The following is a 13,968-nucleotide window of genomic DNA, read 5'->3' on the forward strand; positions in this document are numbered from 1 at the left end:
TACCTCATGAATAAATTGAAAAGCACCAAAGAAAAATTGGTGCTTTTTTTTGTTTAAAATTCCTATATTCAAGCAACAAAATAAAAGGACATGTTTGGTAATAGAAGAGAATTTATTAAAAAGAGTACAGCAGGTTTGCTCGTATCAGGAGCTACATTTATGTTTCCCATGGAGCTTTTGGCGGCCATGAGAAAGAAAGTTGGTCCCAATGACACCGTAAATGTGGGGCTCATAGGTTGCAATGGTATGGGGTTTTCGGACCTTTCGTCGTTTCTTAAAATGAGCGACATCAATGTTATTGGTCTATGCGATGTAGATGAAACCGTATTGCAAAAGCGTACTGCCGATTTGGAAAAGGCCGGTATCAAAAAGCCCAAATGGTACAAGGACTATAGAAAACTGTTGGAAAACAAGGATATTGATGTGGTAATTATTGGAACGCCGGACCATTGGCATTGTTTGCAATTGACCGATGCATTACAGGCAGGTAAGGATGTCTATTGTGAAAAGCCCATTGCCAATTCCGTTCAGGAGGCGAATATCATGTTAAACTATGTTGGGGCCAGCGATCGCATGGTCCAAATAGGGCAATGGCAGCGTAGCCAGCCCCATTTTGTGGATGCCATTGATTTTGTGCATTCCGGTAAATTGGGCGAAATCAGGTTGGCAAAGGCCTGGGCCTATCAAGGTTGGATGAAACCCGTGCCCATTGTACCGGATGGTACCGCTCCTGCAGGGGTTGACTATGATATGTGGTTGGGGCCCGCCACCCAAAGGCCCTTCAATCCAAATCGTTTCCACTTCAATTTTAGATGGTTCTGGGATTACGCAGGTGGCCTTATGACGGACTGGGGCGTACACCTGATCGATTATGCCTTGTACGGAATGAAGGCCAGCACACCTAAGTCCGTAATGGCTTTGGGAGGGAAGTTTGCCTATCCGGATGATGCCTCTGAAACTCCCGATACCCTACAAACAGTTTATGAGTACGATGGATTCTCGATTTTATGGGAACATGCCACAGGGATAGATGGAGGTAACTATGGAAGGAACCACGGAATCGCATTTATTGGAAACAATGGGACCTTGGTGTTGGACAGGCAAGGTTGGGAAGTGATTCCCGAAACGGAGTTCCAAGGTTGGGGCAAGGATGGTATTCCTAAAATGGAAGCCATGAAGTTCGATAATGGCGGTCAAAGCGGGTTGGACCTACACACCCAAAACTTTATGGAGGCCGTAAAGAGTAGGGATGCTTCCAAGCTAACTGCACCGATCAAGGTAGGCTATGATGCCGCTTTGGTGTCTCACATGGGCAACGCGGCCTTTAAAACAGGTAACCGAATTTATTGGGACGATTCATCCGGTAAGTTCAAGAACGAGGAAGCGAATCAATACTTGATGGCCAACTATCAAAATGGTTGGAAACTGCCCATGATCTAATTCCTTGGTGGTGAATGGTTAACGATATTGGTCGTTAAGACCCTTGCCGACTGAAATCATAGGAAGAATTTTGGCCAATCTGGAAATTTTCGTCTTTTCCATTTTGGCCTCATTTATATACAAAGCATAATCCCGCTGTTTTGTCTGTGAAAGGGAGTCAAAGGCTTTTTTTGCTTCAGGGTTGTTGTTCAGCGCCTTTTGAAGTAATTCCGGTAAAATGAGTTCGGCGGTTTGTTTCTTTTTTATGGGTGTTATCTCAATTCCTTTTTTCTGATTTGCAATAGCTGCGTCAATATATTCTTTAATCTTTTCGGCATCTATTTCGTCCTCACCATTAAATTTCCAATGGCGCATGGCCTTGGTCTTCCCTTCTTGGACATTCTCCAGAAGATTATAGGGGTCTTTGAGGAGACCGCCATTAAAGAACCAAATAGCAAAATGATTTTTAAATTTCCCAATGGCCACTACATTCTTGTTATCCAAGGTGTAGGTAGGAAAACTCCATTTGTAGGTTTCTTCCAATCCCGATTCCAAAATTAGGCTCCTTAATCGTAAAACGGCCGAATTAAAAATATGTTCCTCTGAAAAGAATACATCCAGTTTTTCCGATATTTCCATGATCTCAACTTTTGGTAGCTGTAAGTTCGCAAATTTTAACGATTACGGCCACGGCCTTCTCCATACTTTCCACCGGAACATACTCGTACTTGCCGTGAAAATTATGTCCCCCGGCAAAAATGTTGGGGCAAGGTAGGCCCATAAAGCTCAGTTGGGAACCATCCGTACCGCCACGGATCGGTTTAATAATTGGCGTTATGCCAACGGATTCCATGGCCTCCTTGGCAATTTCAACAATATGAAAAACGGGTTCTATTTTTTCCTTCATATTGAAATATTGGTCCTTGATTTCCAAAGCAATGGCATCTTTATGGACGGCATTGAGTTGTGAAACGATATCCTGCAGAAGTTGTTTCCTTTTCTCAAAACGGGATTTGGAATGATCCCGAATTATCAATTGGATCTCCGCATGTTCAATTTCACCCTGCACGTGGTGCACATGAAAAAATCCTTCCCTTCCCGAAGTCTTTTCGGGAACCTCCGCTTCGGGTAGCATGGAAATGATTTTATTGGCGATGAGCAATGCATTGACCATTTTGTTCTTGGCATAGCCGGGATGGACACTTTTTCCCGCGACACTGATTTTTGCACTTGCGGCGTTAAAGTTTTCGTATTCCAGTTCCCCTATTTGGCTCCCGTCCATGGTGTAGGCCCAGTCAGCACCAAATTTTTCCACATCAAAATAATGGGCGCCACGGCCAATTTCCTCATCTGGGGTAAACCCTACTTTTATCGTTCCATGTTTTATCTCCGGATGGTTGATAAGATATTCCATGGCCGTTATGATTTCGGCGATTCCCGCCTTGTCATCGGCACCAAGCAGCGTAGTTCCATCGGTAGTGATGATGGTCTGTCCTTTGTATTGGAGTAAATCGTCAAAATAATCCGGGGAAAGCACAATGCCCTTTTCAGGATTCAGCACAATATGCTTTCCATCATACTCCTTGATGATCTGTGGGTTTACATGTGTCCCTGAAAAATCAGGCGAAGTGTCAAAATGGGATATAAAGCCAATGATGGGTATCTCGTAATCCAGGTTGCTGGGAAGTGTCGCCATGATGTAGGCCCTTTCATCGATGTATACATCGGTCATCCCTATTTCCTTTAATTCACTTACAAGTTTGTGTGCCAGGTCCCATTGTTTTTGGGTGCTTGGAGTGGATTTGGAGTTTGGGTCGCTTTGGGTGTCTATCTTCACATAATCCAAAAAACGCGACATTACGTCTTTCATATCTTCGGTTTTTATCCAAAAATAGCTTTTATATTGTATTTTCGTCATCCGTTAATAATCAATGTTTCCATGCGGTTTCAAGCTTTAAATACTTTTTTTTTGGTTCTGATTTCCTTTTCGGTTAGGTCCCAGGCAGATTGTCTTCTGGGGGTGGGAATCACTGAAAACGATTCGCTTGCGGATATTTTCCAGATGAACGATGTTCAAAAACAGGAGCTTTTGAATCTATCGGCCGAGTTGAAATATAGAAATGAGATATTGAACGTTCAGCTTGAAAATGTTTATAATAGGCACCCACAAAATACGGTGGAGGAATTGAATCAATTGGCTTTAAAGTACCGCAATGTCATGGATAGCATGCAGTCGGTTCAATCCATGATAGACAAAAAGTTACTCGCATTATTGAATCCGAAACAGTACCAATTATATTTGGATCTTTGTCATGAAGCCTCCCGTTCCCCTTTTGTGATAACACCAAAAGTGTATTCCGATAGCATTCCCCCAAAACAGAAATAGGCAGGATTGAATTTTAAGGGGATGACATCAGGACTATGAAGTTCGCACTTTGTATTTTTGCAAAAATCCAACCCAAGATGTATAAATCGGTAATACGGCCAATCCTGTTTTTATTCGACCCTGAAAAGGTCCATCATTTTAGCTTTGCGTTGATCAAGATCATTTCAAAAGTGGGACTTTTAGGGCTACTTAAACCAGTCTTCACCTTGGAGGACGAACGATTGGAGCGCGAGGTTTTCGGCCTTAAATTTAAAAATCCGGTTGGTCTGGCCGCAGGATTTGACAAGAACGCCGTCCTCTACAATGAACTTTCGGATTTTGGTTTCGGGTTTGTGGAAATAGGGACGTTGACACCAAAACCGCAGGACGGAAACCCTAAAAAGCGGTTATTTCGCTTGAAGGCAGATAGTGCCATCATCAACAGGATGGGCTTTAACAATGAGGGTGTTTTTGAGGCGGTGGAACGATTGAAAAACGAGCATAGGGTCTTGATCGGGGGTAACATCGGTAAAAACAAGGTCACACCCAACGACGAGGCCATTAAGGATTACATGATTTGTTTTGATGCCCTATTTGATTATGTGGATTATTTTGTGGTGAATGTAAGCTCACCAAATACCCCGGGCTTACGGGAACTTCAGGATAAGGAACCCTTGACAAGGCTTTTAAGGGAATTGGAAGTGACCAACAAGAAGATGGCTACCGATAGGTCCGTTAAACGTAGACCAATTTTATTGAAAATCGCTCCGGACCTTACCAACAACCAACTCTTGGATATCATCGATATTGTGGCCGATACCAAAATAGATGGGGTGATCGCCACCAATACGACGGTCGAGCGAAAAAACCTCAAATCCCACGGACTGCTCTTGGAAGAGGCCGGTGGCCTTAGCGGTAAGCCCTTGAAGGATAAAAGTACCGAGGTCATCCGGTTTTTAGTGGAACGTAGTAACAAAGCCTTCCCAATTATTGGGGTAGGGGGCATCCACGCACCACAGGACGCCTTGGAAAAACTACGTGCGGGGGCCGACTTGGTCCAATTGTGGACCGGTTTTATTTATGAGGGACCCATCTTGGTCAAGAAAATAAACCAAGCGATCCTGGCGGAAGAGGTTTAGAAAACTTTAGTTGGAAGTCCAATAATCCATCACGTGCACATCGTCCAAATACGGGCCTAGGACGGCCCCAAAGGCCTTATGATCAGGATGTGGTAGATAAATGGCCCTATCCTCCTCGCTTTTAAAGGACAAAAAGAACACATGGGTGAAACCTTTGTCCAAACCTTCCGGACTATTGTTTATGCCCCATTCGTATCCCGCAATTTGGGGTATCTTGGAAGGCAGGGCATGGAAGGCATCTTCCACTTTTTTAATATCCTCGGCAGAAGTTCCATCCTTGAATTTAAAAAGTACCACATGTCTAAGAATGCTGTCGTTAGCCTGTTCCATAGTGTTTTCCGTAATTGTGTTTGTATTGTTGTTGGTGAAGCTGTAGCTGACAAGGGCTATAACTACAAGTGTTACTAAAGATAGTATTGATTTTTTCATTTGTTATTCTTAAGGTTGATGAATCTGTATTTGAGCATATCTTTAACTACTGATTTGGATTTCAATAAATTTCCCTCGATGAAGGTTTTATTGGATCCAAATTTTGAACAAGATATAAAAAATCGGTTAGGGTATCATACCATTTCCAATTTAAGAAGGTGCCAATTTACTTGTTCATTTTCCCTTTACCTTCATTGTGAAAATAGCAAAGAGTCCGGGCTATTTACGATCTTCACGGCTTCGGCACAGAAAAAAGCAAAAGCGTAAATTTTGGCACATTCCTAAACCAGAACTGGTATTATTTGTATTTTTCAACGATGGAGAAAAAATGGGAAATTTGAATTATTCCGTACTGATCGCTTTTTCATTCGCGACGGCCGCATTGGCCATCTCACCGGGGCCCGATAATATATTTGTCCTGATCCAAAGTATGGTCAACGGTAAAAAATACGGTCTGGCCACCGTGGCCGGACTCATGACAGGCTGCTTGGTCCACACCACGTTGTTGGCTTTTGGTGTTTCCGCGGTCATTAAGGATAACCCAAACGTGTTTTACGGCATAAAGGTTTTTGGGGCTTTATACTTGCTTTACCTAGCTTTTAAAGTGTTTAAGAGCAATAGTGATATTTCTTTGAATAAAAGCGGAAGCAAAAAGAAAGGTATGTTTTCCTTATTCAAACAAGGTTTTATTATGAATGTTTTGAACCCAAAGGTCACCATATTTTTCCTTGCCTTTTTTCCAGGTTTTCTTTTTTCCGATGATATCAGTACCGTAGTCCAGTTTTATATACTCGGTTTTCTTTTCATTTTCGTGTCCTCCTTGGTGTTTGGTGGCATTGCGTTTTTATCAGGTAGTATAGGAACCTTGGTTCAGAAGAATGAGGTTATTGGCGTGGTATTAAAATGGCTGCAAATAGTAGTTTTTGTTGGCTTGGCAGTTTATTTGTTGCTGGGTTAAGTCTTTGAGATGTTTGTAGGTAATCTTCATCATTCAATTTGTATTTTTACAATATGTCCAACACCAAGGTAAAGCTAATAGAATGCCCAAGGGATGCCATGCAAGGTATCAAGACTTTCATTCCTACGGATGAGAAGGTGCGCTATCTGCAGTCTTTATTGAGCTGTGGTTTTGATACGTTGGATTTTGGAAGTTTTGTCTCACCAAAGGCGATACCCCAAATGGTGGATACGGCCGAGGTATTGTCCAAATTGGACCTCTCAAGGACCAAGAGCAAATTATTGGCGATCATTGCCAATGTCCGGGGGGCAGAGGATGCTGTAAAGCATACTGAAATCGATTATTTGGGATTTCCCTTTTCCATATCGGAGAACTTTCAGATGCGGAACACGCATAAGACCATTGCCCAATCGGTAGAAACGCTCCAGGAGATTTTTAATATTGCCGATGCCGCCAACAAAGAGGTGGTCACCTACATTTCTATGGGTTTTGGAAATCCGTACGGGGATCCATGGAATGTGGAAATCGTAGGGGAATGGACGGAAAAATTGGCCTCCATGGGTGCCAGGATCCTCTCCCTTTCCGATACCGTGGGAACTTCGGATCCAGAGAATATCGAATACCTGTTCTCCAATTTAATACCCAAATATCCGCTCATAGAGTTTGGGGCACACCTGCACACTACCCCCACTAAATGGCATGAAAAGGTGGATGCCGCCTACAAGGCCGGCTGTCGTAGGTTTGACGGGGCCGTACAGGGTTTCGGCGGTTGTCCCATGGCCAAGGACGAGCTAACCGGTAATATGCCTACCGAAAAAATGTTATCCTACTTGACGGCGCAAAAAGCGGAGACCAACGTAAACTGGATGGTATTTGAGGCCGCTTACAACAAGGCAACGGAGCTATTTGGTAAATACCACTAGCATAAAATGCTCGGTTTCATCCATCAATTTAGTACCGTAGTTCCAGACCACCAAAAACGCCAAATGGCATACCGGGTCTTAGGCCGGCAGGTACACGGGCTACCGCATACCTTTCATCCAAAAGGTTCATTGCATTGGCAGTTATCGTGATATGATCGTTGTAGCGAAATTTAGTTCCCAAATCCAAAACTATGTTGGAATCGACCTTCTCATTGGCGGGAATGGAACCCGTTCCCGCTTTGGTCCTGAACGCTCCGTTAAAACGTCCGTTTAGATGGACTTCAAATTTTTTATACTCGATACTGGCAGCGGCATTTAATTGGTGTTTTGATAAATAGGGCAATTCATCCCCTTCGCTTACCGTACCCCAAATATCGTTTTCACTACCAAAACTATTCTGGAATTCCGTGTCCGTAAAGGTATATCCCAAAGTAATGGGTATGGAGATATTTGTATTGGATGACAACAAATCGTAGTTTAATAGTACTTCAATGCCTTGAACAATAACTTCTCCCGCATTGAATTGGTCCAAGGAACCTGTACCACCGGTTGCTGCGAGATCACTTCCCAAAAGATTGCTATAGTCATTGTAAAAACCGACCAACTCCCCAGAGAGGCCTGAGTACGTAAAACGTGTACCCAATTCATAATTCACACTTTCCTCCGGTTTTTCCCCAACCTGATTGCTTGGAGGGGAAAATCCTTTGTGAATACCCCCAAAAAGGGATACATTATCAAAATTATAATTGAATCCGATGCCTGGTATAAAAACATCTACTTTATTTTCCCGTGTGGAAATGTTTGTACCTGAACGTTCCGGATCGCTACTCCCGTAATCTGTTCTTGCCAATTGAATATTTTCATATCGAATACCGGGGGTAAGTGTTAGGTTCTTGTATTTTAGCTTGTAAAGTGTATAGGTGGAAAAAGCACGCGCATCACTAATTCTATTTGCGTCCGTTCCTGCCAAACGATTGGTAACGAGTTCCATAATGCCATTGGTTATCCCGTAATCATCCACCCATTGAAATCGGTCTTCATCATCATAGTGGTAACGCATTCCCAACTCGAAATCGTGCACCGAATTTGTGGTACTCCAACGGTGGTTCAGTTTTGTTTGAATACCCGTGGATAGATATTCCCTATTGTTGGCTTTTACGGCAATGACATCATTATTCGTGGTATTTGAGTTTCCACTAATGACATCATAATATGCCTGTAGGTCGACCGGGTTTTCAATAATATTGGCGATACTTTGTCGCTCACCATTTACCGTTACATTATCTATTTTGTACCAGTTTCGGTTGAAATCATTGAGGTAGGCGGTAGTAGTAAGTGAGGTATTTTTGCCCAATCCAAGTACGTGGGTCAACATAAACTGAAGGTGCTCCGTATTCATTTCATCCCTTTGAGAGCCCGCGTACCTTCTAAAAGGGTTTAGGGAAAAGTCGGTCTCAGTAAGTCCCAAATATGTTTCGTTGGAATCTTCATTGGAATATTGGAACTTCAATTCAACGGATTGTGGAACTTTGGCATCGGCATTGGAATTGACCCTAAATTTTGCGACCAGGTCATTTTTATCAAAGCCCGTATTCTCTCCATTGTCCAAATCTTTGAAACCATTGGAATTATAGTTCAGGTATTCAATGGCATATCCAAAGTTTTTTTTCGTATCCCCTACCTGGGTATGGATTCGGCCACTGTTGAAGCTTCCAAAGCTCGAATTTAAAAAGATGCCAAAACTGTCTGGCACCTCCGTGGAAATCATATTTAATGCCCCTCCGGTAGTGTATGGGCCATATTGCACCTGACTACTACCTTTGAGTATCTCTACGGCCTGCATGCGGCCTATGGTGGGGAAATAATATGCCGAGGGAGCGCTATACGGAGCAGGTGCAATGAGAACACCATCTTCCATGAGTGTGATTTTAGAACTTCGCTCAGGAGAGGTACCCCTTAGACTGATGTTGGGTCTAAGGCCAAATCCATCCTCCTCGTAAACGTTTACTCCCGGTACCCCACGAAGTGTTCGATTGATATCGGTATAATTGAATTTCTTGATTTCTTTGGGAGAAATGTAAAAAGCCGATCCTGTTCTATTCTTTGCCTCGAATTTACTACCTAAAATGGCATTGGCTTTTAGGGTAACCTCGTTCAAATGGATGGAATCCATAGTTGTAGTTTGTGTTGGCTGTTGCCCTTTCAAGAATATACTTAGTAAGAGAATGGGGATAGCGATGCACTTTTTCATTTTAATTAGACTTATTCAAAATAATTTGGGCAAATGTATTGGGTTCTATTCTATTTGCAAAACTTATTTAGAACAAATAAAAATAAATTTGACTTCTATTCCTTGAATGATTTACCAAAGGCTTTTGGGGTTTACCGGGAACAACTTGCCAATCCATCAATATGGTTTTTTTTTAAGGAAGTGAGCCTATGCGACGTAGTATTTAATAACAATCCATTTTCAATTGCCCCTTGGCTTCAAAATCGCATAGGGACGTAGCGAGGTGTTCCAAGGTACTTTTTTCAAGAATTTCCAGTACATCTTTCTGCATACGTATTGCCCCACAAATCATGACGACCGCACCGTTTTTTAGGCTTTTGGAAATGAATTGGGAATCTCGTTTCACAAGGTCCTGGACATACGTATTGGAACCTTCGGTACGTGACAGGGCCACTTCTAGGGTCTTTAGTTTTCCGGCACTTTTGAGATGCTCCAAATAGGGGGTGTAGATTTCTAGGGAGGTTTTGTATCGGCCACCCCAATACATGTGAATCGGAATTTTCCTATTGTTTTCCGCAATGATTCCCAAAAAGGGGGCAATACCCGTACCATTAGAAATACAGATAATCTCCTTCGCCTTTTTTGGAAAATGGAAATGGGGATTTGCTTTAATGCCAGCTTTAAGGTTTTCCAAGGGTTTTAGAGAATCTAGGTAATTTGAAACGATACCAAATTCGTGTTTCTTGATGCTCAGTAGCATTTCCTGGCCTAGTTTGGCAATGGAAAACCATCTTGGGATTCCATCCTCCGTGGGTCTGTATTCCAACAAATCCCCAGATTGGAACTTGGCATTGCCTTTTGCTTTGAGTCGGATTAAAAAGGTATCGTCCCTATTGGGTTCGATTTTGGATACCACTTCAAATTCATGCAGTTTTGGAATTTTATTTTTGATGCCCATTGCCGGAAGTTCCAAATGCTCCCCCGTCGCTTTGCTCCATTGTATGGCCCATTCCCTAAAGGCATCATAGAATTGATTGTCGATTTTATAAAGGGGAATCGTTTGCTCAAAACCGGATGTTGCAGCCAGTCCTTTTTCAACATCGATGGCGTATTTGCAATAGTTGGGATAGAGGGTGGAGCCAAAACCGATGACAGCATATTTCAACGGATTTGGCTGTTGTACGGTCTCCAATAAATCCATAAACTTTCGGGCATTGGTGGGAGGGTCCCCTTCCCCGTAGGTCGCCGTCAGGATAATTAGATGTTCCGCTTTTTTAAACGTTTTATACTCATTGAGTTGACAAACAAGTACTTCCTTCCCCAATTTGTTAAATGCTTTTTCAAGTAACTTGGCGAAGCCGAAAGTGGTCCCGGTTTCGGAGCCTACCAAAATGACATGCGAACATACATCGGCATTTTTATGGTCAAATTTTACCGAGTTTTGGATGCGATTTCGCCACATCACAAAACCCGAGTAGATAAAAAACAGTAGGGAGGCACTGGCCAGTAATAACACCAAAGACCATAGCATTGAACCTTGTCCCGTGTGTAAGGTCAGGCTTAGTTTGCTTGCCAAGAATGTGAACGGATAGGATTTTTCGCTTAAAATTTCACCCGTATATTGGTGGACATAGATTTCCTTGTCCCGGAGTGCAATCTCAAAATAATCCTCGGGAAAAGGGGTGAAGGGAAAATTTACGTTTCGTACATCGGCCAAGGAAATTGTTTTGAAAATGTCTAATTCTTGGGGCCTTACCGATTCGTCCACGTCTACATCAGGTTTAACCCTTTCATGAACAACGATCGTGCTGGGAAGCAAGGAGAATTTTTCCGCGGATAGAAATGCTCCGGTAGCGGCCAAAATGAGAATCGGAACCAGAAACCATCGACCCAAAATGACATGGTATCGCAATTCAAAATAATCCTTTTGGACCTTGGAAAATAACTTTGAAATGCCTCCCTGTCTTTTTACGATAAGTACCAGGCCCGTAATTGTAATAAGGCAAAGTAAAAAAGAAACCAGTCCCACGAAGAAGCGACCTACGCTTTTTAAAAAGAGGGAGCGGTGCAGGTTCGTCGTAAATTGAAAAATAGGATGTTGCGGGGACGGTTCGCCCAGGGACTCACCAGTTTTTGGATGGATGTATAGCCGTTTGCCTTCGCCATCGTTGGTAAGTACATCGGCAAGGACAAAATCGTTCGCATCCATTTCAATACTCAAAACCTCCTCGTACTCCGCTTGAAGTGTACCTATAGTTTCGGCCAGGGTCACTTCCGATAACGCTACCATATTATAGGGTTTCAAGGCTCCCTGTATAGGCTCAAAAGCCAATATAATCCCAGTTATGGACGCCAAAATCAAAAAAAGGCCCGTGGATAGGGCCAAAAGTAAGTGACTATACCTCCAAATAGAGATGGTCATACACGTATTTTATTGTTGAATCATTCGTACATATCGGATAAAACCCTTGCCATCCTTTTTGGCCGATAGATTTTCCGTGGTAAGGTCAAACTCCAGATCGTCCTTGTAATATTCCTGGTCCTCTACGGCGGATTCGAATCGGATTTTGTATCCAGAGTCGATTTTATCCGTCGGGATGTTCAAAACGGTCATTTTGCGCTGGCCGCCCGTAACGGTCTCACCCACAATAGCATCTATGTTAGGCCGCCTGACGCCATATATATGCTTCCACCATTCTTCCAGGTCACGGTACCATTCGTTGTCATCGCCCTGAACATATAGGGTTTCCTCATAGTTGCCTTTGCCGTCCAAAATGGACACCACGATATAGGCCCCTTCACCCTCGTAATTGGTGAGCTGGATCATACATTTATAGGAAGTGGTTTCGGTGGCAGTGCCAAAGGCCAGCAGTGCTAAACTGACGATGGTCATTATCGGGATAAAAAACTTTTTCATCTGTATTCTTTATTGTATTTCATAGGTCCGATGCAATTCGCCAATAATTATCTCGGTAGGTATCAAGACTTGTCATGGCTCATTTCATTCTATAACTTATATTTTTAGAAAATCCAACGCTACGTTGTGCTTTTGCAACAATTCGTTTTCACTTGCCAGATCGTAGACCGTTTCTTCAAATTCGGTTTTAGATGAAATATCGGCACCTCTCTGAATTAAATACTTTAACATGTCCTCGTTATCGGATGACATGGCGGCAAAGTGAAGTGCCGTGATACCATCCCCATTTTTTTGATTGACGTCGATTTCCAAATACTCCAATCGCTTTAAGAGTGCCAGGTTGTTGGCCTTGGCCGCAAGATGCAACAGCGTGTTACCATTACCCTGATTTTCGCTCATAGTTAGACCGGCTTCTTGAAGTACGTTCCACTTTTCTTCAAACTGAGCGGTATTTTGGGGATTGTAATTTTGAATCAGGTAATAGGCAACCGAATTTCCGTCGGTATCCAATGCGCTTACGTCACCACCACTTTCCAATAGGAAATCGACCACCTCGGCATTATTCCTTTCCAAAGCCATCATTAGCGCATTTCTACCTTTGTCATCGGTTAGATTTATATCCTCCACATGTTTTGCCAAAAGCTCAACAACCTCAAGGACGTTTCCGGATGCAGCTATCATAAATGGGGTTTGGCCTTCCTTGTCCTTCAAATTTGTGGAAACCCCCGATGCTATAAAATGTTCGAACAAGGGAAGGTCCTTATTTCTTGCGGCAATTAAATGCAGCAGATTTCTACCTTCCTTGTTGATCAGTTGGTTGGAAAGGCCATGGCTCTCCAAATAGTCAAAGACCTCCTTGGTGTTTTGCTTCCGACGGGTTCCCCTGGCGGCCATGAAGAGGGCATTCTCTCCTTCCGTGTTCACTTTTTTGTACTCCAAACCTTTTTCGGCCAGGGTTTTTAACACGGAAATATTCCCGCCACGGGAGGCATACTGGAAGACCCCGTTACCAGTATCGTCCGCACTGTTTAGCGGTAGCCCTTTATCCATAAAATATTGGAGCAACTCAAAAGTATCAGCTCCAGAGGATGCCAGTAACAAAGCGTTTGCACCGTTGTGGGTGGTTGCTTTTACGTCCGCTCCATTTTCAAGAAGGGCATCAAAAATTTGGGTATCCGTTACTCCAGAATTAGCAGCAAAGTTGATTACGGAATAGCCATGGGCGTCCACTGCCGCGGCATCAGAACCCTGGTCGAGTAGATATTTGACCAATTCCAGGTTTCCTGCGTACGCGGCCCAGTGCAGGTAAATTCTGCCATCATGGGTCAATTTAGCAACACCGTTACCTTCTTTAGCGACGATATGTGCCATGGTTTTGGTATTTACCTTTTGTAAAATGGCGTAGGTGGGACCATCAAAATAGGCGGCGTTACGCTCCGTAATGTCATGTCCTTCCTGTATCGTAGCCTCAACTTCTTCTATGGAAGGATTATTGTTCCAATATTCCCTTTTCAAAAAAGGGTTTTCCTGTGCTGCCAAACCCAAACAAAATGCTGCCGTGAAGATGGCACTTAAAATGTTCTTCATG

The 13,968-nt window shown here is 43.1% G+C and carries 12 protein-coding genes; 5 read left to right on the forward strand and 7 right to left on the reverse strand.

The window, feature by feature from the left end:
- Nucleotides 1–90: 90 nt before the first annotated feature.
- Entirely contained in the window at nucleotides 91–1,440 is a 1,350-nt protein-coding gene (locus ACZ41C_RS12350; RefSeq protein ID WP_138257544.1) for a Gfo/Idh/MocA family protein, read from the forward strand.
- Between the two features lie 18 nt (nucleotides 1,441–1,458).
- On the opposite strand, the gene ACZ41C_RS12355 is transcribed toward ACZ41C_RS12350, so the two are convergent.
- Nucleotides 1,459–2,058: a YdeI/OmpD-associated family protein gene (locus ACZ41C_RS12355; RefSeq protein WP_138257545.1), complete on the reverse strand. Its 600-nt coding sequence runs from the start codon at nucleotides 2,056–2,058 to the stop codon at nucleotides 1,459–1,461.
- 4 nt (nucleotides 2,059–2,062) lie between these two features.
- On the reverse strand, nucleotides 2,063–3,289 hold the full coding sequence (gene pepT, locus ACZ41C_RS12360; protein WP_464561801.1) for a peptidase T: 1,227 nt from the start codon (nucleotides 3,287–3,289) through the stop codon (nucleotides 2,063–2,065).
- Nucleotides 3,290–3,358: 69 nt separating this feature from the next.
- Between pepT and ACZ41C_RS12365 the strand changes: the two genes are divergently transcribed.
- Entirely contained in the window at nucleotides 3,359–3,805 is a 447-nt protein-coding gene (locus tag ACZ41C_RS12365; protein ID WP_464561803.1) for a hypothetical protein, read from the forward strand.
- Between the two features lie 77 nt (nucleotides 3,806–3,882).
- A complete protein-coding gene (locus tag ACZ41C_RS12370; RefSeq protein WP_464561805.1) occupies nucleotides 3,883–4,923 on the forward strand; it encodes a quinone-dependent dihydroorotate dehydrogenase in 1,041 nt (346 codons plus the stop codon).
- Between the two features lie 6 nt (nucleotides 4,924–4,929).
- Here ACZ41C_RS12370 and ACZ41C_RS12375 read toward each other — a convergent pair whose 3' ends face one another.
- Nucleotides 4,930–5,352, reverse strand: coding sequence for a Dabb family protein (locus tag ACZ41C_RS12375; RefSeq protein ID WP_464561808.1), 423 nt, complete (start codon nucleotides 5,350–5,352; stop codon nucleotides 4,930–4,932).
- A gap of 337 nt (nucleotides 5,353–5,689) precedes the next feature.
- Here ACZ41C_RS12375 and ACZ41C_RS12380 point away from each other — a divergent pair, with 337 nt between their 5' ends.
- Nucleotides 5,690–6,310: a LysE family translocator gene (locus ACZ41C_RS12380; protein WP_464565754.1), complete on the forward strand. Its 621-nt coding sequence runs from the start codon at nucleotides 5,690–5,692 to the stop codon at nucleotides 6,308–6,310.
- Nucleotides 6,311–6,363: 53 nt separating this feature from the next.
- The gene (locus ACZ41C_RS12385; protein WP_464561809.1) at nucleotides 6,364–7,233 is read left to right on the forward strand and encodes a hydroxymethylglutaryl-CoA lyase; all 870 of its coding nucleotides are present in this window, start codon (nucleotides 6,364–6,366) and stop codon (nucleotides 7,231–7,233) included.
- 28 nt (nucleotides 7,234–7,261) lie between these two features.
- Here the strand turns inward: ACZ41C_RS12385 and ACZ41C_RS12390 are convergent, their stop codons facing one another.
- The 4 genes from ACZ41C_RS12390 to ACZ41C_RS12405 all read right to left on the reverse strand — a co-directional run bounded on the left by ACZ41C_RS12390 (nucleotide 7,262) and on the right by ACZ41C_RS12405 (nucleotide 13,967).
- Nucleotides 7,262–9,484 (reverse strand): TonB-dependent receptor family protein, encoded by a 2,223-nt coding sequence (locus ACZ41C_RS12390; RefSeq protein WP_464561813.1) that lies wholly within the window; start codon nucleotides 9,482–9,484, stop codon nucleotides 7,262–7,264.
- Nucleotides 9,485–9,686: 202 nt separating this feature from the next.
- On the reverse strand, nucleotides 9,687–11,885 hold the full coding sequence (locus ACZ41C_RS12395) for a PepSY domain-containing protein (RefSeq protein ID WP_464561816.1): 2,199 nt from the start codon (nucleotides 11,883–11,885) through the stop codon (nucleotides 9,687–9,689).
- Nucleotides 11,886–11,894: 9 nt separating this feature from the next.
- Nucleotides 11,895–12,380, reverse strand: coding sequence for a DUF2271 domain-containing protein (locus tag ACZ41C_RS12400; protein ID WP_464561818.1), 486 nt, complete (start codon nucleotides 12,378–12,380; stop codon nucleotides 11,895–11,897).
- 96 nt (nucleotides 12,381–12,476) lie between these two features.
- Nucleotides 12,477–13,967, reverse strand: coding sequence for an ankyrin repeat domain-containing protein (locus ACZ41C_RS12405; RefSeq protein WP_464561822.1), 1,491 nt, complete (start codon nucleotides 13,965–13,967; stop codon nucleotides 12,477–12,479).
- Nucleotide 13,968: the final 1 nt, after the last annotated feature.

The organism is Maribacter sp. C-4077 (genome assembly GCF_055378385.1).